25 protein-coding genes are annotated in these 26,794 nt (G+C 57.7%); 10 read left to right on the top strand and 15 right to left on the bottom strand.

Annotated elements, in window-relative coordinates:
* Position 1: 1 nt before the first annotated feature.
* From AC3DKS_RS09910 to AC3DKS_RS09880, 7 genes are all read right to left on the bottom strand, one after another.
* Entirely contained in the window at positions 2 to 1,777 is a 1,776-nt protein-coding gene (locus AC3DKS_RS09910; RefSeq protein ID WP_272606993.1) for a BatD family protein, read from the bottom strand.
* Entirely contained in the window at positions 1,778 to 2,605 is an 828-nt protein-coding gene (locus tag AC3DKS_RS09905; protein WP_015753506.1) for a tetratricopeptide repeat protein, read from the bottom strand. It lies immediately after the preceding gene.
* Positions 2,606 to 3,652, bottom strand: a complete 1,047-nt coding sequence (locus tag AC3DKS_RS09900; protein WP_272606994.1) for a VWA domain-containing protein — start codon at positions 3,650 to 3,652, stop codon at positions 2,606 to 2,608.
* A 7-nt stretch (positions 3,653 to 3,659) separates the two neighbouring features.
* Positions 3,660 to 4,661 (bottom strand): vWA domain-containing protein, encoded by a 1,002-nt coding sequence (locus tag AC3DKS_RS09895; RefSeq protein ID WP_015753508.1) that lies wholly within the window; start codon positions 4,659 to 4,661, stop codon positions 3,660 to 3,662.
* Positions 4,658 to 6,322, bottom strand: coding sequence for a hypothetical protein (locus AC3DKS_RS09890; protein WP_272606995.1), 1,665 nt, complete (start codon positions 6,320 to 6,322; stop codon positions 4,658 to 4,660). The genes AC3DKS_RS09895 and AC3DKS_RS09890 overlap by 4 nt, the downstream gene beginning before the upstream one ends.
* A gap of 2 nt (positions 6,323 to 6,324) precedes the next feature.
* Complete coding sequence (locus AC3DKS_RS09885) at positions 6,325 to 7,191, bottom strand: DUF58 domain-containing protein (protein WP_015753510.1); 867 nt, start codon at positions 7,189 to 7,191, stop codon at positions 6,325 to 6,327.
* 64 nt (positions 7,192 to 7,255) lie between these two features.
* The gene (locus AC3DKS_RS09880; RefSeq protein WP_015753511.1) at positions 7,256 to 8,257 is read right to left on the bottom strand and encodes an AAA family ATPase; all 1,002 of its coding nucleotides are present in this window, start codon (positions 8,255 to 8,257) and stop codon (positions 7,256 to 7,258) included.
* 160 nt (positions 8,258 to 8,417) lie between these two features.
* Here AC3DKS_RS09880 and AC3DKS_RS09875 point away from each other — a divergent pair, with 160 nt between their 5' ends.
* The 3 genes from AC3DKS_RS09875 to AC3DKS_RS09865 all read left to right on the top strand — a co-directional run bounded on the left by AC3DKS_RS09875 (position 8,418) and on the right by AC3DKS_RS09865 (position 11,251).
* Positions 8,418 to 9,293, top strand: a complete 876-nt coding sequence (locus AC3DKS_RS09875) for an aldo/keto reductase (RefSeq protein ID WP_272606996.1) — start codon at positions 8,418 to 8,420, stop codon at positions 9,291 to 9,293.
* A 75-nt stretch (positions 9,294 to 9,368) separates the two neighbouring features.
* Positions 9,369 to 10,118, top strand: a complete 750-nt coding sequence (locus AC3DKS_RS09870; RefSeq protein WP_272606997.1) for an SDR family NAD(P)-dependent oxidoreductase — start codon at positions 9,369 to 9,371, stop codon at positions 10,116 to 10,118.
* Positions 10,115 to 11,251, top strand: coding sequence for an ATP-binding protein (locus tag AC3DKS_RS09865; protein ID WP_015753514.1), 1,137 nt, complete (start codon positions 10,115 to 10,117; stop codon positions 11,249 to 11,251). Before AC3DKS_RS09870 ends, AC3DKS_RS09865 begins: the two co-directional genes overlap by 4 nt.
* Before the next feature lie 48 nt (positions 11,252 to 11,299).
* On the opposite strand, the gene AC3DKS_RS09860 is transcribed toward AC3DKS_RS09865, so the two are convergent.
* Together AC3DKS_RS09860 and AC3DKS_RS09855 are read right to left on the bottom strand one after the other, a co-directional pair.
* The gene (locus AC3DKS_RS09860) at positions 11,300 to 13,246 is read right to left on the bottom strand and encodes an amylosucrase (protein WP_272606998.1); all 1,947 of its coding nucleotides are present in this window, start codon (positions 13,244 to 13,246) and stop codon (positions 11,300 to 11,302) included.
* Positions 13,243 to 14,196 carry a carbohydrate kinase family protein gene (locus AC3DKS_RS09855; RefSeq protein ID WP_272606999.1) on the bottom strand — a complete coding sequence of 318 codons (954 nt, stop codon included), beginning with the start codon at positions 14,194 to 14,196 and terminating at the stop codon, positions 13,243 to 13,245. The genes AC3DKS_RS09860 and AC3DKS_RS09855 overlap by 4 nt, the downstream gene beginning before the upstream one ends.
* Before the next feature lie 216 nt (positions 14,197 to 14,412).
* Here AC3DKS_RS09855 and AC3DKS_RS09850 point away from each other — a divergent pair, with 216 nt between their 5' ends.
* The 3 genes from AC3DKS_RS09850 to AC3DKS_RS09840 are packed head-to-tail and all read left to right on the top strand — an operon-like array spanning position 14,413 to position 17,404.
* Positions 14,413 to 15,549: an SPFH domain-containing protein gene (locus AC3DKS_RS09850; RefSeq protein WP_015753517.1), complete on the top strand. Its 1,137-nt coding sequence runs from the start codon at positions 14,413 to 14,415 to the stop codon at positions 15,547 to 15,549.
* Between the two features lie 44 nt (positions 15,550 to 15,593).
* Entirely contained in the window at positions 15,594 to 16,679 is a 1,086-nt protein-coding gene (locus AC3DKS_RS09845; RefSeq protein ID WP_015753518.1) for a TFIIB-type zinc ribbon-containing protein, read from the top strand.
* The gene (locus tag AC3DKS_RS09840; RefSeq protein ID WP_272607000.1) at positions 16,676 to 17,404 is read left to right on the top strand and encodes a metallophosphoesterase; all 729 of its coding nucleotides are present in this window, start codon (positions 16,676 to 16,678) and stop codon (positions 17,402 to 17,404) included. Before AC3DKS_RS09845 ends, AC3DKS_RS09840 begins: the two co-directional genes overlap by 4 nt.
* A gap of 36 nt (positions 17,405 to 17,440) precedes the next feature.
* Here AC3DKS_RS09840 and AC3DKS_RS09835 read toward each other — a convergent pair whose 3' ends face one another.
* The 5 genes from AC3DKS_RS09835 to AC3DKS_RS09815 form a co-directional block, all read right to left on the bottom strand.
* On the bottom strand, positions 17,441 to 17,947 hold the full coding sequence (locus AC3DKS_RS09835) for an NADH-quinone oxidoreductase subunit E (protein ID WP_272607001.1): 507 nt from the start codon (positions 17,945 to 17,947) through the stop codon (positions 17,441 to 17,443).
* Between the two features lie 651 nt (positions 17,948 to 18,598).
* Positions 18,599 to 20,152 carry an L-piperidine-6-carboxylate dehydrogenase gene (gene amaB, locus AC3DKS_RS09830; RefSeq protein ID WP_272607002.1) on the bottom strand — a complete coding sequence of 518 codons (1,554 nt, stop codon included), beginning with the start codon at positions 20,150 to 20,152 and terminating at the stop codon, positions 18,599 to 18,601.
* 131 nt (positions 20,153 to 20,283) lie between these two features.
* The gene (locus AC3DKS_RS09825) at positions 20,284 to 20,829 is read right to left on the bottom strand and encodes a 3-hydroxyanthranilate 3,4-dioxygenase (protein WP_015753523.1); all 546 of its coding nucleotides are present in this window, start codon (positions 20,827 to 20,829) and stop codon (positions 20,284 to 20,286) included.
* Positions 20,830 to 20,924: 95 nt separating this feature from the next.
* Positions 20,925 to 21,329, bottom strand: a complete 405-nt coding sequence (locus AC3DKS_RS09820; protein WP_272607003.1) for a CAP domain-containing protein — start codon at positions 21,327 to 21,329, stop codon at positions 20,925 to 20,927.
* Positions 21,330 to 21,583: 254 nt separating this feature from the next.
* Positions 21,584 to 22,099, bottom strand: coding sequence for a CvpA family protein (locus AC3DKS_RS09815; protein WP_272607004.1), 516 nt, complete (start codon positions 22,097 to 22,099; stop codon positions 21,584 to 21,586).
* Positions 22,100 to 22,175: 76 nt separating this feature from the next.
* Here AC3DKS_RS09815 and AC3DKS_RS09810 point away from each other — a divergent pair, with 76 nt between their 5' ends.
* The 3 genes from AC3DKS_RS09810 to AC3DKS_RS09800 all read left to right on the top strand — a co-directional run bounded on the left by AC3DKS_RS09810 (position 22,176) and on the right by AC3DKS_RS09800 (position 24,696).
* Complete coding sequence (locus AC3DKS_RS09810; RefSeq protein WP_015753526.1) at positions 22,176 to 22,532, top strand: hypothetical protein; 357 nt, start codon at positions 22,176 to 22,178, stop codon at positions 22,530 to 22,532.
* Positions 22,529 to 22,852, top strand: a complete 324-nt coding sequence (locus AC3DKS_RS09805; protein ID WP_272607005.1) for an antibiotic biosynthesis monooxygenase family protein — start codon at positions 22,529 to 22,531, stop codon at positions 22,850 to 22,852. The genes AC3DKS_RS09810 and AC3DKS_RS09805 overlap by 4 nt, the downstream gene beginning before the upstream one ends.
* A 179-nt stretch (positions 22,853 to 23,031) precedes the next feature.
* Positions 23,032 to 24,696: a glycerol-3-phosphate dehydrogenase/oxidase gene (locus AC3DKS_RS09800; protein ID WP_272607006.1), complete on the top strand. Its 1,665-nt coding sequence runs from the start codon at positions 23,032 to 23,034 to the stop codon at positions 24,694 to 24,696.
* Positions 24,697 to 24,716: 20 nt separating this feature from the next.
* Here the strand turns inward: AC3DKS_RS09800 and AC3DKS_RS09795 are convergent, their stop codons facing one another.
* Positions 24,717 to 25,718 carry an NAD(P)H-dependent glycerol-3-phosphate dehydrogenase gene (locus tag AC3DKS_RS09795; protein WP_041326983.1) on the bottom strand — a complete coding sequence of 334 codons (1,002 nt, stop codon included), beginning with the start codon at positions 25,716 to 25,718 and terminating at the stop codon, positions 24,717 to 24,719.
* 141 nt (positions 25,719 to 25,859) lie between these two features.
* Between AC3DKS_RS09795 and AC3DKS_RS09790 the strand changes: the two genes are divergently transcribed.
* Complete coding sequence (locus AC3DKS_RS09790; protein ID WP_272607007.1) at positions 25,860 to 26,786, top strand: nicotinic acid mononucleotide adenyltransferase; 927 nt, start codon at positions 25,860 to 25,862, stop codon at positions 26,784 to 26,786.
* The last annotated feature ends 8 nt before the right edge of the window (positions 26,787 to 26,794 follow it).

The following is a 26,794-nucleotide window of genomic DNA, read 5'->3' as shown; positions in this document are numbered from 1 at the left end:
TTTACAGGGATTTATCCAGTTCGGTGATCACCTCGCTCGCCTTGTCGTAATCCTGTTGCATCTGCACCCTCGAAAACGGGCTGTACCGCGCCATTTCGCAATTTTCCAGCAACCGGGTGAAATCGTCGACGGCGTCCGAAGCCACGCCCCGGTCCGTGAGCAATTCGCGGATTTTGTCCTTGCTGAATTCCGAGGTTTCGATCTTCAGTTTGGCCTTCAGGTAATTGTGCAGGGCGCGTTCCAGGGCAACATAGAAGGCGTCCTTTTGCCCGAGTAGCTTGCGCGCCCGGGACAGGTAGCGCTTCGCCAGGCGGTTGGCCCGCTTCACCTTGTTCCCGACTACATCCCGCTGGCGCTCCTCCTGTTTTTTTCGAAGGACGACAAACAAAGGGATGAGGAGTAGGGGTGCCAGCAGCCAGATTATATGAGCCCGGCTTCCAAAGAACGGGCTCCAGGTTTTGCTGCTGAGTTCCGGCCGCAGCTTGATGAAATAAAACTGGTTGCCCGAAATCACCGGCGATTTAATGGCTCCGGGGGCTGCAGGTGTACTGGCCGCAACAGCCGTGGGCCCCTCTGTGACTTCAATGGTAATCTCGTCGGAGCTCATGCTTTCGTAGGTTTCCGTGCGCGGGTTAAACCAGGAGAAGTTGATGGGGGGGATGGGATACTTGCCCTGGAACCCCGGGACAATGGTATATTGCTCGGAAACGGAACCCTGCATGCCGCTGATGGTGGTGCGTATGTCTTCGCTGAACTCCGGTTCGTAGACCTCCAGGGAACTCGGGAGCGTGAGCTTTGGCAACTGGAAGAGTTTCAGGTTTCCGCTGCCGCTCACCGACACGGTGGCCTGAAGCGATTCCGTGGCCTTGAGGCTCGTTTTGCTGGTCGTTACCTCAAAATCCAGGTCGCCGACGGCCCCGCTGAAGCCTGCCGGTTTCCCGGCTTCCGGCAGGGGGCGTACCTGCAGCGTCCGCCGGCCGGCAGAGACGGTTTTATTCGCAGTGGCGTAGATGCGCTCCCCGAAAAAGTTCCGCTTGTCCGTGGGTACCTCCAGGGAAACCTCCAGGGCCAGGGGCTCTATGGCGAGTTCGCCGCTTTTCTGAGGGTAGAGGACCACCCGTTTCAGCACGACGTACCGGTAGGGCTGGCCGCCGTAGGTGCCATTTTCGATGCTGTATTTGCTGAAAGGGATTTCCTGGCTCCAGAAATTGTTGTATTTCGGGTTGTCCAGGGGCCTGAAATTCGAAACACCCACCGTGGAGCTGAAGTAGAGTTTGTACACCACGCTCACCGGTTCGTTCATGTAGGGGTTGGTCTTGGACACCTCAGCAACGAGGTGGAGGTTCTCGTCGGCGATTTCGTCTACGGATGGGGCGCCGTTCGGGTTGTCCACGGCTTCCGTGACGGTGACTTCCCGGGGGATGGTCTTATAGACTTCCCCTGAGATGACGATGGTTCCCTGACCGATGGTAAACCGGCCTTTGGCCTCTGGGGCCAGCACATAGGTATACGTCTTGGAATAGGACCGCACCCCGTTGATCCAGGAGGAGCTGATGGACTGGGAGGGCCCCATCAACACGCGGAACCCTTCAAAATCCGGCGGCACAAAATTGTCCCCGTCTTTGTTCATCACAAAATCGGCCCGCAGGCGTTCGTTAACCCCGAGCCGCTCCTTGCTCAGTTTCAGCTCAAAGGTAACTTCCCCGTCCTCCTGCCCCAGCAGGGCAGTGGCCGAGAAGGCCAGAAATAACGATATGATCCAGCCCCGTATCCGCATCTACCAGTCCTTTTCAGTTTTAACCGGGGCCCCTTTGACCTTCTGGGCGTCAATTTTTTCCTTTACTTTCTTCTCCTCGTTCTCCATCGCCTGCAGCAGGTTCTGGATTTGCTGGGGCGACAGCTGATTCGGGCGGGGTTGTTCCTGGTTCTGTTCCGGCTTGCGGTCCTGTTCCTCCTTGCGGTCCCCGTCGCCTTCCCGGTTTTCCTCCTGCTCGTCTTCGCCCCCGCTTTGCTGCTGGTCTTCCTCCTGCTCCTGTTCCCCGTTATCGCCCTCGTTCTGTTCCTGGTTTTGCTGCTCTTCCTCCTGCTGGTCTTCCTGTTCCTGCTCCTGGTTTTCCTCGTCCTGCTTCTGTTGTTCCTGGTCTTTTTTCAGCAGCTCCTTGGCAAGGGCCAGGTTGTAGCGGGTCTCCTCGTCTGTCGGGTCGTTGCGGAGGGCCTCCTTATAGGCTTCAACCGCCTGTTTGTAATCTTTCTGCTTCATAAACACGTTGCCCATATTGTGGTAGGACTTGTGTTTCTGGGACTTTTCCCCGGCCCGTTCCCCGGCCTCCTTAAAGCGGCCGAATGCCTCCCCGTAGCTGTCGTTGCGGTAGTAGGCGTGTCCGAGATTGTAAGGGGCAGCCGTATTTTCGGGGCTCTTGGCAATGGCCCGGCGGTAGTTGGCCTCAGCGCTCACAAAATCGTCCTCGGACAGGTCCTCGTTGGCTTCCCGGGTCAGTTCCCGGGAGGCATCCATCGCCTTGGGATCCGGCGCACCGGCTTCCTGGGCCCGTACCCAGCCGGCGCAGGACATTATTACCAGGGTGAAAAATGCGATCCGTTTCATTCAGGCAGCTTTCTTTTCATTAAACAAATCCAGTTTCCTGAGCCAGCCGGTTTTGCGCTCGAGTACAAAAATATCCAAAAACAACAGCAGGAGCCCTGCGCCCAGAAACCACTGGAACTGGTCTTTGAACTCGGCAAATTGCCGGGCCTCGAATTCCTTCTTGTCCATTTGCTGGAGCAGCCCGCTGATCTGTTCCACGGCAGCTGCGGTATTGGCCCCCGGAATGTATTCCCCATTGCCCTCCGAGGCGATTTCCGCCAGGATCGGTTCGTTCAGCCGCGTGATAACCACTTCCCCCCGGGCATCTTTTTTCAGGCTTTCCAGGACCCCGTTCCGCTTGATGGGGATGGGCGCTCCCCGGGCGCTCCCCACCCCGATGGTAAAGATGCGGATACCCTGGTCGGTGGCCTGTTCAATGGCGTCCATTACCTGGTCCTCGGCGTGGTCCTCCCCGTCGGAAACCAGGAAGAGGATCCGGTTGGTCTGCTCCTCATCGTCAAAATAGGTGGCTGCGAGTTCGATGGCTTCGTGGATGGCGGTCCCCTGGGAGGAAAGCATATCCGTATTCATGCTTTGCAAAAACATTTTGGCCGCCCCGTAATCCGTGGTGATAGGCAGCTGGGGGAAGGCCTGGGCGGCGTACGCGATGATCCCCACCCGGTCGCTGGCCAGTTCGTTGATGATTTCGGATACGAGGCGCTTGGCCTTTTCCAGGCGGTTCGGGGCGATGTCTTCGGCCAGCATACTCTTGGAAACGTCAACGGCAAATACGATGTCCACCCCTTCCCGCTTGACGGTCTCCAGTTTGGTGCCCATCTTGGGGTTGACCAACCCGAGGATCAGGAAGGCCAGGCCCAGCAGGAACAGCAGGAGTTTCAGTTGCGGTTTGAAGAGGGAGCGGTCCGGTGCCAGGCGCCGCAGCAACCGAGGGTCTGCAAACTTGCGCTGGGTGCGTTTCTTCCAGATATGGTGGGCGAGATACAGCACCAGCAGTACCGGGATGACCAGCAGCAGGTAAAAATAGATGGGTTCGTCGAACTGTATCATTGCCTGATTATATAAAACTCCGGAACACAGTGAATCGCAGGCCCCACTCCAGGAGCAGCAAAGCCCCTGCCAGATAGACCCACGGCCTGAATTTTTCCTCGTACCGGTAGTATTTGAATTCTTCCACCTCCGTTTTTTCGAGTTTGTTGATCTCTTCGTAGATCGCCTCGAGCTTTTCGTTGTCCGTGGCACGGAAATACTCCCCTCCGGTGGCCGTGGCGATATCGGTGAGCAGCTCTTCGTCGATCTCCACCTGCCGCATGCCGTAGCGGAACGATCCGTCCGGGTTGTACCCGATGGGGGACAGGGCGTTTCCGTTGGTTCCCAAACCAATCGTATAGGTTTTGATGCCGTATTCCAGGGCGAGGTCTGCGGCTGTCTGGGGTTCGATGAAACCGGCGTTGTTCACCCCGTCCGTCAAGAGGATAATCACCTTGGAAATGGCTGTGCTTTCCTTGAGGCGGTTTACCGAAGTGGCCAGGCCCATGCCGATGGCCGTTCCGTCGTTGAGCTGTCCGTAGGTGATCTCCCGCAGGGCCCCCAGCACGATGGATTTATCGCTGGTGATCGGCGTTTTCGTATAGCTTTCCCCCGCATAGGCCACCAGGCCGATACGGTCGTTCGGGCGCTTCCGGATGAATTCGGCAGCCACTTCCTTGAGGGCGGAGAGCCGGTTGGGACGCAGGTCCCGGGCCAGCATGCTGGAGGACACGTCGATGGCCATGACAATATCGATCCCCTTGGTGGTCTTGGTGCGGGTGGAAATGTCCTGGGTCTGCGGCCGGGCCATGGCGGTGATCACGGCGGCCAGCGCGAGCAGCCGGAGCGCGAAGAGGGCCGGTTGGAGCCGGCTCAGCAAGCCGGGCCTTCCAAAGCCCTTCAGCGAAGGAATTCGCAGGCTGGCGCCCTGCCGGTTCCGCTTCAGGACATACCAAAGCACCGCCAGGGGCAGTGCCAGCAGCAGCCAGAAGTATTCCGGGTTTGCAAATTCAATATCAGCGCCGATCATACGGTAGTTTTAACTTCCAGTGTTTTTACAATGCGTTCCACAATATCCTCCGAATAGGCATCCCCGTCTTCCCAGGTCATCACTACCTGCTGCAGGAACCCCTTACCGCCGAAAACCAGGATGCTGTAAGCCCCTTCCATGCTCCCGGAGGAATCGGGCAGGTCAAAGGTACCCTTTCCGTACACGCGCACGCCTTCCACGCCGGAAATCGTCGTGAAAGACTCTTGTTTCATGATGATATTCCGCGCACCCGAGGCCTCGAATTGTTCCAGGACTTTCTCAATGCTCTGTTCAAAATCGGGTTCGGACTCCGGGTCTGCGAAAAGGGTGGAGCTGGCCATGATGGAAAAATTGGCCCGGCGATTGTCGTAACCGAACACATCCATGTCCCGGATACTCCCTTTCGCCCCGGCGGGAAGTTCCACCTCCTTGCGGTAAAGTACTTCCGGGGTTTCCAGTAAAATGGGCGGGTAACCATAGGAGCTCGCTATCCATTCCCCTTCCAGCAGGGATTTTGTAGGCGTGCCGAAAACGGCTTCCCGCACGTTTCCGGGCCCGAAGTACGCCAGGGCGGATACCAGGCCCACCACGAGGATACCCGCTGCCGTTGCCAGGCCCACCCGCAGGCGTTTGCGGCGTCGCTGGCTGAGGATTTCCTGCCGGTATTCCTCCTGCTCCATAAGTTCCTCTTCCGTAGGCTCGGGCAGGGCGTCATGGGTCCGCACCACGATGTCACGAACCTGCTCCCGGTCTGCTTCCGCCTCCCGCAGCGGGGGTTTGGATTTCGCAAACTTTACCAGGTCGGCCGTCTGCAGGATCCGACGAAACCGGTTCAGCGTCTCGGCATCCAGGTTGAGTTGCCCGGCATCCCGCAGGAGCTCCAGTTTGGTTATGAGTTCTTCCGTGGTACTTTCCAGGGCGGTCACATGTACCTCTTCTTCCAGGTACGCCCGGACGATGGTAGTGAGTTCCGTGTAATACCCCTTGAAATCATCCTGGATGAGGTAGCGGGTAGATTCCAGTCGCTCCAGCTCAATCAGCGCCCGGTCATATGGGGGTAAGAGGGCCTCCTGCTCCGCTTCGGTCAGCGGCTTTTCCCGGAAGACGAACCAGTAGAGTGCCCCACCGGCCAGCAGGAGTACGAGAAGGGTCCAGCCCAGCCACCGGATCCAGCGCCAGGGGTTCCCCTCCACTTCCACCATGGGTTTGATGTCGTACAGGTTTTGTTCCAGGGTATCCACCGGGACGGTGGCCACCGAGACAAAAAGCGAATCCGTGAAGTACCCTTTTCCGTCTATTTCAATCCGCTGGCTGGGCAGCAGGTAAGCCCCGGAATCGAACTGGGTGAGCGCGTAGGTTTTCAGGAGCTCCAGGCGGTTGTCGCGGCGGGTGGTATCGGTCTTGAAAGCCTCCACCGTTTCCAGGGGCGAAAAAGTCTGGCCGTCCGGGAAAATGACCTGGGCTGTGGTGTCCGCCTCCACGCGAACCGTAAACCGGATTTGTTCGCCGATACGGATGGCTGTGGTATCCACTTCGGAGGAGACCAGCGGCAGCGACTGGGCAAGCGCAACCTGCAGGCCCGCCAACAGGAAGAGCAGGGCGGGCAGCCGCCTGAGCAGCAACCCGGCCGGGGTTTTATATGGGGGTATTTCCTGTAACATCGCTATCCTCTGCGTTTAAAGTACCCGAGCAGTTTTTTCACATAACTTTCGTCTACCCGGCAATCCAGCGTCCCGCACCCGGCACGTGTAAAAGTATCCCGGTAGTAGCCTACCCGGTCCCGGTAATGGGCGGCATAGGCATTGCGCAAGCGCCGGGACTGGGTATTTACCAGCCGCAGCTTTCCGGATTCGGCATCCAGCATGCGGACCATCCCGAGGTTCGGGATATCACTTTCCATCGGGTCGTAGATCCGGATGCCCGTCAGGTCGTGTTTATTGCCGGTTACCCGGAGTGTCTTCTCGTAATCCTCGGCCATAAAATCGGAAAGCACAAAAACGATAGCCTTCTTCTTGATGACGTTGGACAGGAATTTCAGCGCCTCGGAAAGGTCTGTCCGGTGACTTTTGGGCTCAAATTCCAACAGCTCCCGGATAATGCGTAAAACGTGGCTTTTTCCCTTTTTCGGTGGGATGTAAAGCTCCACTTCGTCCGAGAACAGAATCAGGCCCACCTTGTCGTTGTTCTGCAGGGCCGAAAAGGCCAGGGTGGCCGAAACCTCGGTAACCACCTCCCGCTTGAACTGCCCGACCGTGCCAAAGAACTCCGAGCCGCTGATATCCACCAGGAGCATCAGGGTGAGTTCCCGCTCCTCTTCGAATACCTTGACAAATGGCTCGTTGTATCGCGCGGTGACATTCCAGTCGATAGATCGGACGTCGTCCCCATACTGGTATTGCCGGACTTCGCTGAAAGTCATACCCCGCCCCTTGAAGGTGGAATGGTATTCCCCTCCGAAGATGTGATCGGACAAGCGGCGCGTCTTGATCTCGATCTTCCGTACTTTCTTTAAGAGCTCTTTGGTATCCATACAGGTGCGGGATTGCAGGTTGGGCCGGTGCCGGCCTCAAAGGGGGCTGCCCGGCTGCCTGGCGCTAGGGGACTTCTACCTCGTTGACAATCCGGTTGATGATTTCCTCGGATGTCACATTCTCCGCCTCGGCCTCATAGGTGATGCCGATCCGGTGGCGCAGCACGTCGTGGACCACTGCGCGGACGTCTTCCGGGATCACGTATCCCCGCCGTTTGATAAAAGCATAGCATTTGGCGGCATTCGCCATGTTGATACTACCCCGGGGGGAAGCCCCGAAACTGATCAGCGGTTTGAGGCCCCCGAGCTGGTATTTTTCGGGGAACCGGGTGGCAAACACGATATCGAGGATATATTTTTCAATTTTTTCGTCCATATAGACCTCCCGAACGGCCTGTTGGGCACTCAGGATTTGTTTCAGGCTCACCACCGGCTGGATCTTTTGCTGGGTACCCTGCAGGTTTTGCCGGATGATCAGCTGTTCCTCGTTCATCTTCGGGTAGTCGATAACCGTCTTGAGCATGAACCGGTCTACCTGGGCTTCGGGGAGCGGATAGGTTCCTTCCTGCTCCACCGGGTTTTGCGTGGCCATCACCAGGAAAGGCTCGTCCAGGATAAAAGTTTCGTCCCCGATGGTCACCTGTCGTTCCTGCATGGCCTCCAGCAGGGCGGACTGTACCTTGGCCGGGGCGCGGTTGATCTCATCGGCCAGAATGAAATTGGCAAAGATAGGCCCGCGTTTGATGGAAAAGTCGTTTTCCTTGATGTTGTATATGAGTGTCCCGATGACGTCCGCGGGCAACAGGTCGGGGGTAAACTGGATACGGGAAAAACTGCCCTTGACCGCCCGGGAAAGCGTATTGATGGCAAGCGTCTTCGCCAGCCCCGGAACACCTTCGAGCAGGATATGGCCCCGCCCGAGCAACCCGATGAGCAACCGCTCCACCATGTGCCGCTGGCCCACGATTGCCTTGTCCATTTCCTGAACCAGTAGATCGATAAAAGCGCTCTCTTCGGCAATTTTCTCATTCACAGCGCTAATGTCTACTGCCTTGGTCTCTTCCATAAAAATGCTTTAGTAATTGTTTGTCAATAAGCGAGTTTAGTTGTACTGCGCAAATTGAAAATTTATTTACTGACTGCCTGTTAACGATTGGTTAAAAATGTTCGGAAACCCCTAGTTTTATGATGGTTTTAAGGGATTTTCTATTTACTTTAAGCAGCCTATGAAAGACACGAATAAAGAGAGCCGCATCATTGCCGGGACGATGACCTGGGGGGTGTGGGGAAGCGATCTGGATACGGCATCGATGGAGCAGCTCATACACGACTGCCTGGAGGCGGGTATCCGCACCTTCGACCACGCCGATATTTACGGAGGGTATACCACGGAAGCCGCTTTTGGGAAGGCCTTTGCCGGTAGCGGCGTGGACCGGGAGGAAATCCGGCTGATCAGCAAATGCGGGATCCAGTATGTCTGCGACGCCCGGCCCATCCGGGTTAAGCATTACCAGTACGATGCGGACTATATTGTCCGATCTGCCGAAACATCCCTGGAAAACCTGGAAACGGACTACCTGGACCTGCTATTGCTGCACCGGCCCAGCCCGCTTATGGAGCCCGGGGAAGTTGCCGCCGCCTTCGACCGGTTGAAGGCCGCCGGGAAGGTCCGGCGGTTTGGGGTCAGTAACTTTACCCCCTCCCAGATCCGGCTGATCGAAACGGCTGCCCCGGTAGAGGCGCATCAATTCGAGTGTTCGCTTTCGGCCCGCGACCCGCTTACCGACGGCACGCTGGACGATTGCATGACCGGCAGGCGCGAGGCGATGGCCTGGAGCCCCTTGGGGAAATTCTTTCGTGAGGAAGGGCCCGAAAGGGACCGGCTGGCAGCCTGCATGGAGGCGCTCATGCCAAAGTACGGGGCGGACGAAAGCCAGTTGCTCCTGGCCTGGCTGATGGGGCACCCGGCGGGCATCCGGCCCGTGGTGGGCACCACAAAAGCCAAAAGGCTCCGGGGTGCTGTCCGCGCAGAGAAAATTGAACTGGAGCCGGAGGACTGGTTTGACTTGCTGGTCGCTGCTCAGGGGCATAAGGTCCCCTGAACCGTTCCCCGGGCCGGCAGGACAGGGTTGGCCGGTGAAAATCGCCCGGGCCGGGAGGCCCTTTAAATGAACTATATGGATCGAATTGTTTGCATTACAGGCGCCACCAGCGGTATTGGACGGGCTACGGCCCTTTTGCTCGCCGGCAAGGGATGCCGCATCATTGCCTGCGGCCGGCGGGGGGATCGGCTGGCCGGGTTGAAGGAGGAGCTGGGAAGCAAGGTGCATACCCTGGCGTTTGACGTACGCAACCGGCGGGATGTGGAAGCGGCTTTTGCCTCGCTCCCGGAAGCATTTTCACCCGTTGACACACTGATCAACAACGCCGGGAATGCCCACGGCCTGGACCCGATACAGGAGGGAGACCCGGACGACTGGGACGCCATGATCGACATCAACGTCAAAGGCCTGCTGTACGTGACACGGGCCCTTCTCCCGTCGCTGATCAAAAGCGGCAGGGGCCACCTCCTGAACATCGGCTCGACCGCCGGGAAAGAGGTCTACCCGAAAGGGAATGTCTATTGTGCGAGTAAGCACGCAGTAGACGCCCTGAACCAGGCTTTTCGCATCGACCTGAATGCAGAGGGCATCCGCGTTGGGGCCATCAACCCGGGCCTGGTTGAAACCGAGTTCAGCAAGGTGCGTTTCAAGGGGGATGAGGCACGGGCCGAAACCGTGTATGAGGGGTACGAGCCCCTGCGTCCGGAAGACATCGCGGACATCATCTGGTTTGCCCTGAGCCGGCCGGCCCACGTCAACATTGCAGACCTGGTAGTCATGCCCACGGCCCAGGCCAGCAGCACACAAGTCCGCAAAGCCCCATGATCAACAAGCGGTTGCTGATAAAGAACCTCCTGGCCCACAACGACGAGAACAGCTTTTACGACAAGAAGCGATCGATCGACATAGGCCGCAAGGAAGGGAAGGCCAAATTCCTGAAACACGTCTGCGCCCTGGCCAACAGCAATCCGGCCAACCGTTCGTATATCGTCATCGGGGTGGAGGATGCGGACAATGAAATCCTGGGCGTCGACTTTTTTGACGACAGCAAGATCCAGAACCTGGTGAACGCCTACCTGGAGAACCCCCCGCTGATCACCTATGAAAATGTACTCTTCCCGCACCTGGCCGAAGGCAAGGTGGTGGGCCTGGTGACGATTACCTCATCGGGGGAAATCTGCGCTTTGCGCAAGAACATCTGGAAGTATTACGGCGGCGCTGTCTTTTTCCGGGAAGGCAGTATCAGCATGCCGAAGAATTTCGACCTGGAATTGCGGGATGTCAATTCCGGGGTGGTGGCGGCGATAGAACAGAACGCCCGGAACAACATCGAACTGACCCTGGACGGGGTGATCGACTTTCTGAACTACCGGCACCGAGACCTCACCAGCCATTACCGGGTATTCAAAGAACAATTCGTGCTTTGCTGGGCCGGGAACAGGAAGGTGGTGGGGGAAGCGGAATACTACTCCCGTGTGGACATCGAACTGATCAACGAACAGGTCAAACTATTTTATTCGGCCCTGGACGAGGTGTCCATCGCCTTCGATTCGGAATCGTTCGACATCGTGGAATATGTCTACCTGGGCCTGGCCGGCCGCAAGCGCTACTACCCCCTGGAGAAGGTATCCATCCGGTTTGCGGACAACGGGACATACCAAATCCTGAGCGAATTGATTTTTGAGCCGCCCCAGTACGACCGGAAAACGCTCCACCACATTTTCAATGCCAACAAGGCGCTGGCCGCCAAGCTCCGGCAGGGGATCCCTCTGAGGCCTTCGGAAGAAAAGGACCTGCTCCAGTTCCCATCCACCCTGCTCATCTGCTACCTGAACGGCTTTGAAAGCGCCGGCGACCTAATGTACAGTGCCCGGGAGTGGCTTCGGGGTCGGGACGAAAGGGTGTACAATTCCCTGAAGGAGGCCATCCGGATTCTCAGGAAAGTCCGGTATAATTAAAGGGGAATACCCCGGGGGTAGGTCCCGGGGATTTACCCGGACGGCAGGTTATTTTGCCCCGGCCCCGTCCACTGTTTTCAGCCAGAGCAGGCCGTAGGGCCTGATTTCCAATAATGCGCTCTGTACCGAATGGGACGTTCCGTCCACGAGGTTCGTATATGCGCTGCCCTTGAGGTACCCGAGGTTGCGAACCCAGGTGGCGTTGAGTACCTGCGGGTTTTCGTCGAAGTTGGCGACAACCAGCAGGGAGCCTTTCTCCGCCTTTCTCTCAAAGACATAGAGGTGCTCGTTCCCCGGGTGGTGGAGGACCGATTTGCCGCCACCCAGTGAAGGCAGCTTCCTCCGGAGTCGGATCAGCGATTGCAGTCTTGAAAAAATCCGGGACGGGAGGCGATTGGGGTCGTCCAGGGCGGCCACTGCCTCCCAGTCGTGGATGGGCCGGTTTACCCAGCGGCTGTCATTTTCCTTGTCCTTTTCCCGCAGGTACGAGTAGTCGTTCAGCATCCCGATTTCATCCCCGGCATAAATGAGCGGGATGCCCGCCGAAGCCAGGATAACCCCGTACATCATGACGATTTTGTCGAAGGCCGTTTCCACATCTGCCGCGTTCCCGGAATCGAGGGCCTCTTCCAGACCCAGCAGGGAGGCCGTGCTCCCGGTTATCCGTCCGTCCCCGGTAACGGGGTTGTACATAAAGAGTACGCCCCGGGAGGGGGACCACTCCAGGCGCTGGCAATAGTAATCCAACAGAAACCGCCGGTGTGCGGCGGGGTTCCACCCGAGGGCTTCAATTTGCCGGTCGTCAAATCCGAGCCCGATATCGTCGTGGCAGCGGATATAGTTTATCCAGCTGCAGGATTCGGGGATTGACGGGATATCCGCCAGGCTCCGGTAGAGCAGGTTGGTCTTTTTGGTGGCGATGGAATTCCACAGGCAGGCCATGTAGGTGGCGTTGTACGCCGCCTCGCACTCGTTGCCGGCCAGGCGGCCTTCCCCGAAGTACCGGACAATTTCCCGGGGTGCCACTATTGCTTCGGCCAGGATGGCGACCCCGGGGGCCACCACCTGCAGGCAAAGCCGGAACAGCGCAATCAACTGGTGTGCCTCCGGGAGATTCTGGGAGTTCGTCCCGAGTTTTTTCCAGAGGAATGCCAGGGCGTCAAACCGCAATACGTCCACGCCTTTGTTGGCCAGGACCACCATATTTTCAAGCATCGCCAGGAATACCCTGGGGTTCGTGTAGTTGAGGTCCCACTGGTACTGATTGAATACGGTCATGACCCACTGGCCGGTTTCCGGGATAAAGGTGAAATTCCCGGGCGATGTTTCCGGGAAGATTTCCGGCAGGGTTTCCTCGTACAGGTCGGGCAGGGTCCGATCCGGGAACATGTAGTAATACCCGGCGTATTCGGCGTCCCCCTCCCTTGCTTTCTGGGCCCACGGATACTGGTCGGAGGTGTGGTTGACCACGAAATCCAGCATCAGGCAGACTCCTTTTTCCCGGCACGCTCCGGTGAATTCCAGGAAATCGGCTTCCGTGCCAAACCGGGGGTCGATCTCCGTGTGGCTGCTAACGGCGTATCCCCCGTCGTTTTCCCCTTTCGGCTGGCGGGTAAGCGGCATGACGTGCAGGAAGTTGACGCCGAGTTTTTCGAAGTAGGGGAGCTTGTCGATCAGCCCCCGGATGTCCCCGCTGAAACGGTCGGCGTACAGCTGCATGCCCACCCATTTCTCGGATTGGTACCAGGCCCCTTCGTTCAGGCGCTCCAGGTCCTGGAAACGGAGGTCTTCCGGCCGATCCCGGAAGAGTTTTCCCAGCATCCCGGGCAATTCCTCAAAAGCGGCATCCTGACCCGGGTAAAGCGAATAATACAAGTCCTGAATCAGCGTGAGATTGGCGGCCAGCCGTTTTTCGAACAGGGCGGGCAGGTCCTTTTTGGATGGCTTTGCCAGGCTTTTCCCGGCCAGCAGACGATGGATTGCTACCTGGTTCATGCCAGTGCCCGATTCAATTGCTCCTGGTCCGGAAGTGCCTCGATGGCGCCGAACCGCGTGGTGGTCAGGGCGCCTGCGGCATTGGCAATGCGCACCATTTCAGCTAGCGCCTCCACATCCGAGGCGATGTGTTCCAGGTCTTCGCGGGCGGCCAGCTGCCAAAGCAGGCAACCGATAAAGGCGTCGCCCGCCCCCGTGGTGTCCACGGGCTCCACCCGGATACTCGGGATGGTCCGCTGCCCCGCACGTGTGCTCAGCCAGGTGCCGTCACCCCCCAGGGTAATCACGATAATTTCCGTACCGATATCGTGGAGCACCGAACAGGCTTTCTCCAGGCTCTCCTCCCCGCTGAGCAATTGCGCTTCCTCCAGGCTGAATTTGCAGAGGTTGGACTTCTCGATAAAAGGGATGCATTTTTTCCTGAAAACGGCCGCCTTGTTTTTCCAAAGGTCGTGGCGGTAATTCGGGTCGAAGCTGATAAAGGCCCGCTGGGTGAGCCCGTCGAAGAAATAATGCCCGTAGGCCTTTTCAAGCGGCCCGCCGAGCAATGCGGTAGCGGCCCCCAGGTGGATCATATTCCCTCGGAAGGATTTTTTGACTTCGGGCATGTATTGCAGCTCGCGGTCGGCCCCCCGGCTAAACACGAAATCCCGCTCCCCGTCTTCCGCAATGGAGACAAAGGCCAGGGTGGTAAAAGTTTCGCTGCGCTGCAAAAACTGCGTATCCACCCGGTTTTCCCGGAGTACGTCCAGGAGAAATTCCCCAAAAGGATCCTCCCCGATACAGCCTACAAAGGCGCTGCGGCCGCCGAGACGGGCAATGGCACTGGCTACGTTTGCCGGTGCGCCCCCGGCTTTCTTTGTGAACACCACTGCCCTGGACAGGTCGCTTCCCTGGTTTTCGCCTACAAAGTCGATGAGCAGTTCGCCCACACAAAAAATCTGTTTCATACTAATGTGTTCCTTTCTGGCCCTGGCCGGGGTTCGGCAGATCGAGGCCAGCGGCTTCGCAGCGTCCGGTTCCGTTTGGAAATGTAAACAGAATTCGAGGATCTCCCCAAATTTTCAAGGATTTATCTGGGAAGGGCTTTTAAGAATGCCTCGCAGGTAGTACCTTACAATCTCCCTCGTGGCGCAGGCCCGCAGGAGCAATTTAATTATTTCGATATGGGATTATTTGATGAAATCAAGAAAAAACTGAGTCACGAGTTTATCGACATTGTCGAATGGCTGGATGATTCCCAGGATACGATTGTCCACCGGTTCGAACGCTACCAGAACGAGATTAAAAACGGGGCCAGGCTGATTGTGCGCGAAGGCCAGAAGGCCGTTTTTGTGAACGAAGGCCAGCTGGCGGATGTCTTTGGCCCGGGAACCTACGAGCTGACCACGTCCAACCTGCCGATACTGACAACCCTCAAAGGGTGGAAGTACGGCTTTGACAGCCCGTTCAAGGCGGAGGTTTACTTTGTGAATACGCGCCTGTTCACCGACGAAAAATGGGGGACGAAAAACCCGGTCATGCTGAGCGATGAGCGTTTCGGGCTTACCGAAATCAGGGCTTTCGGCACCTACAGCTTCCGGATTGAAGACCCTGGAAAATTTGTGGTGGACGTGGTGGGCACGGATGGAAATTTCACGAATTACGAGGTCAACGAACACCTGAAAAGCCTGATTGTCACCCGGTTTACGGATACGGTCGGGGAGGCCAACCTGCCCCTGGAACTCTACGCCGCCAATACGAGCGAATTGTCGGAAACCTGCCGGGAGGTCATGGAGCCGGAATTTGCCCGGGTAGGTATCGAACTGGAAAAGTTCTATATCGAAAACGTGTCCATGCCGGAGGAGCTCAAAAAGGAGATCTTCGAATACAGCCGGCTCGACAAACTGGACATGAGCAAGCTCTCCCAATTCAAGGCGGCGAAGGCCATGGAGGCGGCGGCGAGCAACGAAGGCGGTACGGCCGGCGCCGGGATGGGCATGGGCATGGGGTTTGTCCTGGCGCAACAGATGGGTTCCATGATGGCGCAACCCCAGGCAGCACAACCGCAGCAGCCCCGCGGTCCGGTTGCCTCCGTCCCGCCCCCGGTACCCGTTCCACCCGCTTATTATTACGCCGTCGACGGCCGGCAGCAGGGGCCCGTCCCGTATGAGCGCCTGCAGGAGCTCTTTGCCTCCCGCGCAATCAACCGGGACACGCTTATCTGGAAACAGGGCATGGCCCAGTGGTCTGCCCTGAGCGAGGTGGAGGAACTCAAATCGTTCCTCGGCGGCAGCACGCCCCCGCCCCTGCCCGGCAACTGATTTTTCGGATGGAGTTGAGAGGCACAGGGGGAAACCGCCCGCATATGGAAACAATTACATCCTCGGAACAGAAGAAGACCTGCAACAACTGCGGGGCAGAGATGAAGTACAAGCCGGGCTCTGAACAAATAGCCTGTGATTATTGCGGTTTTGAGGCATTTATCGAATCTTCCAGGAAAAGCTTTGAAGAACTCGAACTCGACCACTATCTGAAGGTTACCGGCGGCGACCATGTATTTACGGATACCATCGAACTGTTGCACTGCAAGAACTGCGGCGCCAGCCAGCATGTGGCCGAAAATTACAAGTCCCTGGCCTGCGTGTACTGCGGGGAACCCCTTATCCGGGAGGACGCCCGGGAAGCGGGCTGGATTTTACCCGGGGCCCTGGTGCCGTTCCAGATCGATGCGGCCCGGGCGCGGCAATTATTCCGGAAATGGGTGCGGGGGCTCTGGTTTGCCCCGGGAAAGTTAAAACGGGCCGCCCTGGACCCGGAAGCCATTCACGGCCTCTACCTGCCGTACTGGACATTTGACGGCAACTTGCAGGCCGACTACACGGGCCAACGGGGGGATTACTACTACGAAACCCAGCGGGTTCGGACCCGCGAGGGAACCAAGACCCGGCAGGTTCGGAAAACCCGTTGGACGCCTGCATCTGGAAGGGTAAGCGGCTTTGTGGATGATATCCTGATCCCGGCTTCCCGGGACCGCAAGGCGGAAGTTCCAACGGCTGTGACAGGCTGGCGACTGGGGGATCTCCGACCTTTCGATTCGGACTACCTATCCGGGTTTGTGACCGAGAAATACTCGGTTTCCCTCAAGGAAGGCCACCAGCAGTCATTCCGCAAGGCACGGGAAATAGCCCGAACGTGGATCCGAAGGGATATCGGGGGCGATACTCAGCGGATCGACCAAACGGATATACGGCTTTCCGACGAAACGTTTAAGCACATCCTGCTCCCGGTATATATCAGCAGCTATTCCTATAAGGGCCGCACGTATAATTTTTATATCAACGGGCAGACGTCGGCCATCCACGGCAGCCGGCCCTATTCCACCTGGAAAATTGTCTTGCTGATCCTCGCCGTACTGGTCGTCGCTGCCGCAATCGGAATACTAACCCAATGAGAAAACTTGTAATCGGAGATATACACGGGGGCCTGAAGGCCTTGCGGCAATTGCTGGACCGGGTGGCCCCGGCCCAGGAGGATTTTTTTGTATTCCTCGGGGATTATGTAGACGGGTGGAGCGAAGCGGCCGAAACCGTGGACTACCTGATCGGTTTTGCCCGGGAGCACCGCTGCCTGTTCCTGAAAGGCAACCACGATGAGCTCTGTGAAGAATGGCTCAACGGGCAGGCAGAGCGCGAACTCTGGCTGCGGCACGGGGGCGCCGCTACCAAAAAGTCCTACCAGGGGGTGGGTGCAGCCACCCGGGAGCGACACGCCAAATTTTTCAGGGACCTGAAAGCCTACCACCTGGATACCGAGAACCGGTTGTTTCTCCACGCCGGGTTTACCAACCAGCGGGGCGTGGAGCACGAGTATTTTGAAAAGAATTTCTATTGGGACCGGACCCTTTGGGAAACCGCCCTTTCCCTGGATGCCAGACTGGACTCCTCAGACCAGTTGTACCCGGCCCGCCTGCGGCATTACCGGGAGATCTACATCGGTCATACCCCGGTGGTGCGGATTGGGAAAGACCAGCCATTCCGGGCGGCAAATGTGTGGAATGTCGACACGGGGGCTGCCTTTCGCGGCCCGCTGTCTGCCATCGATGCCGGGAACAAGGAAGTATGGCAAAGCGACCCGGTTTACCAGATGTACCCGGAGGAAACCGGGCGGAACGCCTAAACCGCTACCCTGCCCGCTGCCGCGGCAAAGGGAGTCTCAGAGTTTTCCGTGGAGGTGTTCGTCCTGCCAGCGCCGAAGTTCCTTCCATTTGTTTTCATAAGCCATCCGGGCCTGCATGGGCCAGGAAGAAGGGTCGTGGATTTTATACCGGTCGCCGCCGGAATCCAGGACTTCCTGGCATTTGGCCACCGGGGTCCCGGCCAGGGCGCGCCACGTTTTGATATCGTAGTTGTGGAACAGGCTTTCGATTTTCGGGCCAATGCCCTCGATGATTTTAAGGTCGTCCTGGTGCACGGTGACCCCGAAATCGGCCTTGGCTGCTTTGTAGTCGAAGGGAATATCCGGGCGTACAGCCTCCGAATTCGCCGTCGCGAGCTGGTGCCGGCAGGCTTCCAGTTCTTCCTGCAGCCGCGCATAGGATGCCGAAAGGGACCGGGCTTCTCCGGAGTGCCTGGCTTCCCGGGCTTTCCGGCCCAGGACATACCCGATGGCCATCCCGATAGCTGCGGTCAGCAGCGGAATGATCCAAAACAGGCTTTTCATCGTTTCAGGTTCCATCGTATGTGGCCGGGAGGCAATCCCGCTCGTATACAAGGTACTAAAAATACCCGTAGCATCGCCGGATGCAAATCATACAACATTTTGTGCCAGTCATACAAATCCGGTACCGCGGGGCGGGAAGTCTCCTTATTTTAGTTTCAGGCTTGATGTCGATGCCCCGAAACCGCAGACCGCACATCCCAGGGATCGGAATGCGGCCACCTCTGGGCCGACATTTGAGTTACTTGTTTTGGATTAGTTTGGTTAGTTAAAAATCCGTTTCGTACGTGCTAAGCCGTCGGGGCGGGTTTTTTTCTTTGGGTACAGGCCCCCTGCCGCCTGTGAGTATCCGGGAACAGCTTCCGCTGAAGGGTAATTGCGGTTCCCGGGGTAATATTTGTTCGAGATCCGATGAAAATGAAAAGCGCATACCGCCGGCTCCGCGCGGCCGCCCGATGGGTAGCCATGGTACTGCTCCTCAGTATCCAGCACCTGCTCGAAGGCGCATGGCGGTCCGACACCCCCAATACGGGTTAAGTGTATGATGCCCTCAGGCCGTCTGTTTTCCCAAAAACGGCCTGAAGGCCCAAATGTGGCCGGGGCCCTCGGGATCCGCCAACACCCATGGGTGCATCCGGATGGTCCGGCAAACCGTCAAAGGTCAAATCGAATCCCCTGCGCCAGGGGGAGATTGTCGCTGTAGTTAATGGTGTTTGTCTGCCGCCTCATATAGATTTTCCAGGCGTCCGAGCCGGACTCCCGGCCGCCGCCGGTTTCTTTTTCACCCCCAAAGGCGCCGCCTATTTCGGCGCCGGAGGTGCCGATGTTTACGTTGGCGATTCCGCAATCGCTCCCCGCGGCGGAGAGGAAGGCTTCCGATTCCCGCAGGTTGGTCGTCATAATGGCCGATGAAAGCCCTTGCTTGACGCCGTTTTGAAGTGCAATCGCATCGTGGACGTCCCCGGAGTACCGGATCAGGTACAATACGGGTGCAAAAGTTTCTTCCTGTACAATTTCAAAGTGGTTTTCGGCCTCGGCAATAGCCGGCTTCACATAACAGCCGCTCTCATACCCCGGGCCGTCCAGGACGCCCCCGGGCACCAGTATCTCGCCCCCTTCGGCAACCACCTGCTCCAGGGCTTTCCGGTACATATCCACAGCCTCCCGGTCAATCAGCGGGCCAACGTGGTTTTCCTCGTCCAGCGGGTTGCCGATTCGGAGTTGTCCATAGGCCTGTTTCAGGGCCGATTTTACCTCGTCATATACGTCTTCGTGGACGATCAGCCTCCGGGTGGAGGTGCAGCGCTGGCCACAGGTACCGACGGCTCCGAAGACTGCGCCGATAACAGTCATTTTTATGTCTGCGTCCGGGGTGACGATGATGGCGTTGTTCCCGCCGAGTTCGAGCAACGACCGTCCGAGCCGGGCGGCAACTGCCTGCGCGACGATTTTGCCCATCCGGATGGAACCGGTTGCCGAGACAAGCGGTACGCCGGTGTCACCGGTCAACATTTCACCCACCCGGTAATCCCCGTTGATCAGGCAGGTTATTCCTTCCGGCATCCCGTTGCGGTGGAATACCTCGGCGGCGATCTTCTGGCAGGCGATACCGCAGAGCGGCGTTTTTTCGGAGGGCTTCCAGATACACACATCGCCGCAAACCCAGGCCAGGGCCGTATTCCATGCCCAAACGGCCACCGGGAAGTTAAAGGCGGAGATGATCCCCACCACACCCAACGGGTGATATTGTTCGTACATGCGGTGTCCCGGTCGTTCGGAATGCATGGTCAGGCCGTGAAGCTGGCGGGAGAGGCCCACGGCAAAATCGCAGATATCGATCATCTCCTGCACTTCGCCCAGGCCTTCCTGGTAGGACTTGCCCATTTCATAAGATACGAGCTTGCCCAGGGGTTCTTTGAGCTCCCGGAGCCGGTCCGAAAACTGCCGGACGATTTCCCCGCGCTGGGGGGCGGGTACCATGCGCCAGGAGGTAAAGGCGCTGGCTGCGGTTTCCGCAACACGCCGGTAATCGTCCTGGGTGGTGGCCCGGACCCTGGCAATGGTTGCGCCGTCAACCGGCGATACGGAGGCGATTTCCTCCCCGGAACCAAAGTGTTCCATCCCGGTGGAGCTTCCGGGGTTTACGTCTTCGACTCCCAATGCTTTCAGGGCTTTTTCTATACCAAAATCCAGGGCAACTTCCGTCATTTTGTAACTTTTTTATGCTGAGATGTTATATTTATGACAAAACTACAAATTCCCGGGGCATTTCCATGACCGGCCGGCCAACTTTATCAGCGTGAGTTCCCGGATTTGTCGGGGGGGGCACCGGCAGGGGCCTAGTCGGACGAATCCCCGACAAAGCGGGGATCGGCTTCCATCACGGTCCCGCATTGATCGCAGGTCCGCAGGGCCTCCGACCCGTAGAACACCTTAAAATGCGCCAGGAAGTCTTTTTCGATATCCTCTAATTTGAAATAGGCTTCGTAGAGCTTGTTGTTGCAATTGTCGCAGTACCAGAGCAGCCCGTCCCGGGCATCCGTATCGCTGCGCTTGCGCTCCACCACCAGGCCGATGGAATCCGGGTGCCTGACCGGCGAATGGGGCACCCTGGCCGGGTGCAGGTACATGTCCCCCGGGCCGAGGGTGAAGGTTTTTTTCTCCCCGTCCTCCTGTACGTGCACCTCGATCGTCCCTTCGAGCTGGTAAAAGAGTTCTTCGGTTTCGTTGTAGTGGTAATCCTTACGCGCATTGGGCCCGGCCACCACCATGACAATATAGTCCCCGGCCTCCTTGTAGAGGTTCCTGTTTCCCACCGGGGGCTTGAGTTCTTCCCGGTGGTTTTCGAGCCATTGCGTCAGATTGAAAGGGGGGGCGATTGCCATTTTCGTATTGTTTCGTTTATCGCATGTAGCGTCCCCGAAAGATACGAAAATGGAAGCGATATCGGGCCGGTCCGGAGTTCAGGCCGGCACGTGTGCTATTGCAGGTAAAACAACTGGGTGAAGTACAATTTCCCGTCGGGAGCGCGTTTGACGCTGACGGCCGTGTGGCTGAAGCTGCCCTCCAGGGTACTCTTGTGGGAGGCGCTCCCCATCCAGGCATCAAAGGCTTCCTGGGCGGTGTCGTAATTCCTGGCGACATTCTCGGCTACGGACTTGGCGTCCGTGGCCTCCGCGATTTTGGAAGCGCGGGCATTGAAGTCGTCGTGACTCGTGTTCCCGGTGGCAATCATATAATCCGTGTGCTGGTTGGCGTAGGAATACGCCAATTCGCTAAAGGCCAGGGGGTCGGCCCCTATGGCCTGCCGGTGCTGGTTGACAAGTTCGAGTATGGCACCCTCTACAGCCTGGACATTCTCGGCTTCTATCGGGTTAGCAGGCATTGTTGAATCCTTGGAGCAGGAAGCGATTGCCAGCGCGAAGAAAACCAAGAATGCACTTTGCATTCTCATTTTCATACAGTGTTCTATTCTGTAAGTAGGCCAGTAGAAAGAATGGGGGTTCTTTTCATACCCGGCGCGGGGCCGGAGGATAATAATACACATTTTTCCGGCGAACCGCCCGGGAGGGGCTTAAATTTCGATAAAGTGTCGGGAATCCTCGTACACCGGCAAACAGCTTCTAATTCTTCGGGCGGTTAACGGGAGGCGGGAACTTCGGTTTCCCGGGGTGCCGGCTCCAGGACCCGGCTGAAAACAAAGGCGCCGACTTCCCGTACCGGCCCGTAGAGTACGGACTCGCGGACTGCATCCGAGTCGCCCACGCCCAGGGTCCGGTTGGCCCGTTCAAAAAAGATCAGCACGGCCCCGAGGATAACGGCTACTTTAACCACCCCGAAAACGGCGCCCCCCAGCCGGTTTAGGAAGCCCACCAGGGTCATTTCCGCCACGCGGGTAAGCAGCTTGCCCAACAGGTGCACAGCAATGACGATGGCCAGGAAGGTGATCAGGAATGCGGTTAGTTTCAGGTAGTAGGGACTCCAGTCCAGGCGCTGACTCAGGTAGCCGGCCGCGATGTATGAAAAGTGGATGGCCCCGTAGATCCCTGCTATCAGCGCGGCGATGGAGGCAATCTCAAGGATCAGCCCGTTGCGAAACCCCTTATAGAGTCCGTAAACGAGTAATAATCCCAGAATGACATCGATAAATCCCATGGCGGTTACCCGCAAATATAGCGCATTGATTCGTACCTTTAAGGCGCGTTAAATGGCGCCCCGATCCGGCTGGCTTATGGCAAGAGATACAGAATTGAAAGCGCGTTGGGAGAAGCTGCAGGCAGACCTTTCCGAACGGTTCGCCGACGGGGACACCCTGGATCTGGACGCGATTATCTACCTGATCGGCGTCCAGGAACTCGGGCAGTTCCACCGCCGGTTTAAAAAAGACGAAAAACTCGACCTGATGCATATCGGCATCTGCCGCCTGCTGGAGCCTTATGGGTATTACGAGTTCGAATATTTTGACGATGAGGGATGGCCGCATTACCGGCTGCTGGAACCGCTGCCGGTGCTGAAGGCCGGGGAGCAATCCGTCCTGATGAAGGAAGCCATCGTTACCTATTTCCTGGAAAACGATTATCCGCTATGAAGGCAAAATTCCCCTATTACGCCGTGATTTTCACTTCCCGCCGGACCGAAGAGCAGGCCGGGTATGCGGAAACTTCGGCTCGTATGATGGAGCTGGCCGCACGCCAGCCGGGTTATCTGGGGGTGGACCACGCCCGGGAAGAAGTCGGGATAACCGTCAGTTACTGGGAATCCCTGGAGGCTATCGCGGGCTGGAAGGCCCAGGCCGACCACGCACTGGCCCAGCGGTACGGACGCGAAAAATGGTACAGCGAGTACCGGATTCGGATTTGCCGGGTGGAGAAGGAATACGGGTTTAACCGGGAAGGATCTGCTGAATGACGCCCCCAGCAGGGGAACGGCAACCCTCCTCGTTGAAGCTCCTTCCGGGGAACTGAAACCCCGCGTGCCCATTGGCGAAACCTGAAATTCCTCGTATTTTTATCGCATACCATCGCGGTCCCGGAATAACGCTCACGTCGCAACCCGGCCGCGATACCCTGCACCAAACCCCAATTGCTATGAAAAAACCGAACCCATTTACCACGAAGAGCCGGTCATCCGACCTCAGGGAACTGCAAGCCTCCCGAGCCGACCTGCTGGTTATCGGCGGGGGAATCACCGGGGCGGGGATTGCCCTGGACGCCGCATCCCGCGGGCTTCGCACCGTCTTGCTGGAAAAGGGGGACTTTGCCTCCGGGACCAGCAGCAAATCCACCAAACTCATCCACGGGGGCTTGCGGTACCTGAAACAGTTCGACTTCTGGCTGGTGAAGGAGGTCGGTTCGGAGCGCGCCATCGTACACAAACTGGCCCCGCACCTGGTCCTGCCCGAGAAAATGCTCTTGCCGCTCATCGAAGGGGGGTCGTACGGAAAATGGCTCACATCCATCGGCCTGAAGGTATACGATATCCTCGCCCAGGTAGGAGGGGACGACAAGCGGAAGATGCTGGAAAAGAAACAGGCGCTGAAGAAAGAGCCGCTCCTGCCGAAAAAGAAATTAAAAGGTGCCGGATATTACGCGGAATACCGCACCGACGACGCCCGACTGACACTCGAAATCATCAAGAGCAGCCTGGAATTCGGGACCAAGGCCCTGAACTACATGCGGGTGGACGACTTCCTTTACGAGGAAGGCCGCGTGGACGGCGTGGTGGCCGAAGACCTCCTGGGGGGCGGCAAGATGGAAGTCCGCGCCGACCATATCATCAATGCGGCGGGCCCCTGGGTAGATGAGTTGCGGGGCGTAAACCGCAGCCGGCAGGGCAAACGGCTGCACCTGACCAAGGGGGTCCACCTGGTTTTCCCCCATGAGAAACTCCCGGTTCGGCAGTCCGTTTACTTCGACGTGCCGGACGGGCGGATGATTTTTGCGATTCCCAGGGGGAAGGTCACCTACGTGGGCACTACGGATACGAATTTCAACGGGGACAAGGATGACGTGCGCACGGATTTGGCCGACGCCATCTACCTGATTTCCGCGGTGAACAATATGTTTCCGTCCATCGAGCTGGAAATGGCAGATATCGAATCGTCCTGGGCAGGACTGCGGCCACTGATCCACGAGGAAGGCAAATCCGCCTCCGAATTATCGCGCAAGGATGAGATTTTTACTTCGGAGAGCGGCCTGATCAGCATGGCCGGGGGCAAGCTGACCGGGTACCGGAAAATGGCCGAACGGGCTGTCAACCGGGTAGCGCATCGCCTGGAGGAAGCCGGGAAGGAGCTGGGGCCCTGCCGGACCGAGAAGCTGCCGCTCTGCGGGAACGGCTTTAAGAATTCCAAAGCGGTGCGGGAGTACATCGACCAAATAGCCCGCCGCCTGAAGCCTCACGGACTGGACCGGCATGTGGCCTGGCAATTGGTCACCACCTACGGGGACCAGACGGAAACGATCCTGTCGGGTTTTGAGGCCTCTGAGGGGAAGGACCCCAAGTGGCGCCTGATGCAGGCCGAATTGCAGTTTGGCGTGGCCTATGAGATGGTGCAGAGCCCCATGGACTTTTTCATCCGGCGTACCGGCCGGCTTTACTTCGATATCGATTCGGTACGGGAATACCTTGAGGAGGCCGTTGCCGAGTGCGCCCGGTTGCTGGGGGCGGATGCCCGGAAGGCCGAGGCCTGGAAGGAAACCCTCGAACGGGAAATCCACCTGCACAGCACGTTCAGCCTGGAACCGGTATAGCGTCCCGGGGTACCCCGGGATCAACTCATCCGGTCGGCCAGGGCAGCGAAGGTTTTCTTGGCATTCTTTTGTTCGTACAACACTTTGTAAACGGCGTCGATGATCGGGGTCTTGACCTTCTTGGGGAAGTCCTCCTTGATGGCGTGGGCGCTTTTCACAGCGTAATAGCCTTCAGCCACCATACTCATCTCCATCATGGCGCTTTTTACCGTGTACCCTTTCCCGATCATGTTCCCGAACATCCGGTTCCGGCTGAAGGTGGAATACCCGGTTACCAGCAGGTCGCCCAGGTAGGCCGAATGGTTGATATTCCGGTCGATGTTGTACAGGCGCTTCGTGTAGCGCTTCATCTCCCGGATGGCATTGCTCATGAGCACGGATTGAAAATTGTCGCCATATCCCAGCCCATGGGCAATCCCCGCGGCAATCGCGTAGATGTTCTTCAACATGGCCGCGTATTCCGTGCCGATGATGTCTTTGGTAACCTTCGTCTTGATATAACTACTGCTCAGGGCCCGGGCCACCATCCGCGCCTTCTTTTTATCGGAACAGGCGATGGTCAGGTAGGACAGCCGCTCCAGGGCCACCTCTTCTGCGTGGCAGGGGCCGGTGATCACGCCGATGTCGTCATAGGCAATGTCGTAGGTTTCGTGCAGGTGTTCCCCGACGATTTTACCCGTCTCGGGCACGATCCCCTTAATGGCCGAGAAAAGGGTTTTGCCGCCGAGGGGGACGCTGAGCTGTTTGAGCTCGCGGACCAGGAAGGCAGACGGGATGGCAAAAATCAACAGGTCTGCGTCCCGGACCGCCTCGTCGATGGTGTCCGTCAAACGGAGTTGGTCCGTGTTGAACTCCACGGAGCTCAGGTAATTCGGGTTATGCCCTTCCCTGCGAATGTGTTCGATGGCGTCCGGATTCCGCATGTACCAGGTTACCTGGTCCAGGTTCTCGCACAACATTTTTACGATGGCTGTAGCCCAACTCCCGCCGCCCAGTACGGCAAACCGCATATTTGCTTTCACTCCTGTGTTCTTTCGTCCAAAATTACTTAAAATTAATTCGGTCGGAAATGCGGATAAAACCCATTAAAACGTTGACTATCAGCGCCAAGAAACTTTGGCACGCCGATTGCAACTTGGTAATCGGAATCAAAGTCACGCGATATGAGAACGAAAATTACGATCCTTCCGCTTCTGCTGCTCACTTTTCTGCTCCATTCCTGTTACACCGAATTGTGGGTGGAGGAACCCGCCCCGGTAGCAGACGTCCCGGTCAGCGCCCGGCAGGTGCTGGAAGCCTATGACCTCTGGTATGTGGATATCCACGCCACCCGGGGCAGCGGTGAGGTCCCATTCCTGCAGCACGCCTTTACGGTCTCTTTTGACCGGGGTGCCCTGCTCGCAAACAACAACCTGGTGGGGATCGGGAAGACGGGGAACGGCCTGGGCATCCAGGTGGGCTGGTACGATACAGCCGGCGGGATTGTGGCCATCGACCACGACATCGACGGGCTCTGGGACCTGGATGTCTATGTCCTGGGCAATGCCCGGGTGGAACTCTACGACCCGCAAACGGATACCTCGTATTTTCTCCACGGCTACCAGCGCGGCCAGTTCGATTACGACGGGCTGTTTTACGATAACATCCATTATTTCCTGCAGGAATACAGCGCCTGGGAAAAAACGTTTGCCAGCGATGCCGGGGCCCTGAACGATTTTGACCGGGAACACTTCCTGTCATTCCCGGCCCTGGGCAACCGGGATGAATTCCGTTCGTCCGAAGACCTTCCGGGCACGCCCATCCAGGCGCTAGTATGGGATTACCAGGGACGGTATACCGTGTACAATGTGCCCGGCGACCCCAGCCTGAAAACTTTAACACTGGATTATGAATTTATGGGCAATGACTATTTTGAATTATACGTTATTGATGACGGAACGATTGAACTCTACCACCCGGACAGCGGGACGTTGTACGAGTTCTCGGGCCGGGGCTACCGGCAATTCCTCAAGGATGCGGGCACAGACCTGCGCAAACGCCGGGCGGAAACGCTCCCGGACATGCACGTGAGCAGGAAGCGCCCGGGGTAAGCCTTTAA

Source organism: Robiginitalea sp. (assembly GCF_982776155.1).
The sequence above is the reverse complement of the archived record's forward strand: the minus strand, read 5'-3'. Positions and strand labels throughout refer to the sequence as shown.

Coding starts and splice junctions, on each gene's coding strand:
- AC3DKS_RS09910 (WP_272606993.1), bottom strand. CDS start 1,777: ATGCGGATACGGGGCTGGATCATATCGTTATTTCTGGCCTTCTCGGCC.
- AC3DKS_RS09905 (WP_015753506.1), bottom strand. CDS start 2,605: ATGAAACGGATCGCATTTTTCACCCTGGTAATAATGTCCTGCGCCGGC.
- AC3DKS_RS09900 (WP_272606994.1), bottom strand. CDS start 3,652: ATGATACAGTTCGACGAACCCATCTATTTTTACCTGCTGCTGGTCATC.
- AC3DKS_RS09895 (WP_015753508.1), bottom strand. CDS start 4,661: ATGATCGGCGCTGATATTGAATTTGCAAACCCGGAATACTTCTGGCTG.
- AC3DKS_RS09890 (WP_272606995.1), bottom strand. CDS start 6,322: ATGTTACAGGAAATACCCCCATATAAAACCCCGGCCGGGTTGCTGCTC.
- AC3DKS_RS09885 (WP_015753510.1), bottom strand. CDS start 7,191: ATGGATACCAAAGAGCTCTTAAAGAAAGTACGGAAGATCGAGATCAAG.
- AC3DKS_RS09880 (WP_015753511.1), bottom strand. CDS start 8,257: ATGGAAGAGACCAAGGCAGTAGACATTAGCGCTGTGAATGAGAAAATT.
- AC3DKS_RS09875 (WP_272606996.1), top strand. CDS start 8,418: ATGAAAGACACGAATAAAGAGAGCCGCATCATTGCCGGGACGATGACC.
- AC3DKS_RS09870 (WP_272606997.1), top strand. CDS start 9,369: ATGGATCGAATTGTTTGCATTACAGGCGCCACCAGCGGTATTGGACGG.
- AC3DKS_RS09865 (WP_015753514.1), top strand. CDS start 10,115: ATGATCAACAAGCGGTTGCTGATAAAGAACCTCCTGGCCCACAACGAC.
- AC3DKS_RS09860 (WP_272606998.1), bottom strand. CDS start 13,246: ATGAACCAGGTAGCAATCCATCGTCTGCTGGCCGGGAAAAGCCTGGCA.
- AC3DKS_RS09855 (WP_272606999.1), bottom strand. CDS start 14,196: ATGAAACAGATTTTTTGTGTGGGCGAACTGCTCATCGACTTTGTAGGC.
- AC3DKS_RS09850 (WP_015753517.1), top strand. CDS start 14,413: ATGGGATTATTTGATGAAATCAAGAAAAAACTGAGTCACGAGTTTATC.
- AC3DKS_RS09845 (WP_015753518.1), top strand. CDS start 15,594: ATGGAAACAATTACATCCTCGGAACAGAAGAAGACCTGCAACAACTGC.
- AC3DKS_RS09840 (WP_272607000.1), top strand. CDS start 16,676: ATGAGAAAACTTGTAATCGGAGATATACACGGGGGCCTGAAGGCCTTG.
- AC3DKS_RS09835 (WP_272607001.1), bottom strand. CDS start 17,947: ATGAAAAGCCTGTTTTGGATCATTCCGCTGCTGACCGCAGCTATCGGG.
- amaB (WP_272607002.1), bottom strand. CDS start 20,152: ATGACGGAAGTTGCCCTGGATTTTGGTATAGAAAAAGCCCTGAAAGCA.
- AC3DKS_RS09825 (WP_015753523.1), bottom strand. CDS start 20,829: ATGGCAATCGCCCCCCCTTTCAATCTGACGCAATGGCTCGAAAACCAC.
- AC3DKS_RS09820 (WP_272607003.1), bottom strand. CDS start 21,329: ATGCCTGCTAACCCGATAGAAGCCGAGAATGTCCAGGCTGTAGAGGGT.
- AC3DKS_RS09815 (WP_272607004.1), bottom strand. CDS start 22,099: ATGGGATTTATCGATGTCATTCTGGGATTATTACTCGTTTACGGACTC.
- AC3DKS_RS09810 (WP_015753526.1), top strand. CDS start 22,176: ATGGCAAGAGATACAGAATTGAAAGCGCGTTGGGAGAAGCTGCAGGCA.
- AC3DKS_RS09805 (WP_272607005.1), top strand. CDS start 22,529: ATGAAGGCAAAATTCCCCTATTACGCCGTGATTTTCACTTCCCGCCGG.
- AC3DKS_RS09800 (WP_272607006.1), top strand. CDS start 23,032: ATGAAAAAACCGAACCCATTTACCACGAAGAGCCGGTCATCCGACCTC.
- AC3DKS_RS09790 (WP_272607007.1), top strand. CDS start 25,860: ATGAGAACGAAAATTACGATCCTTCCGCTTCTGCTGCTCACTTTTCTG.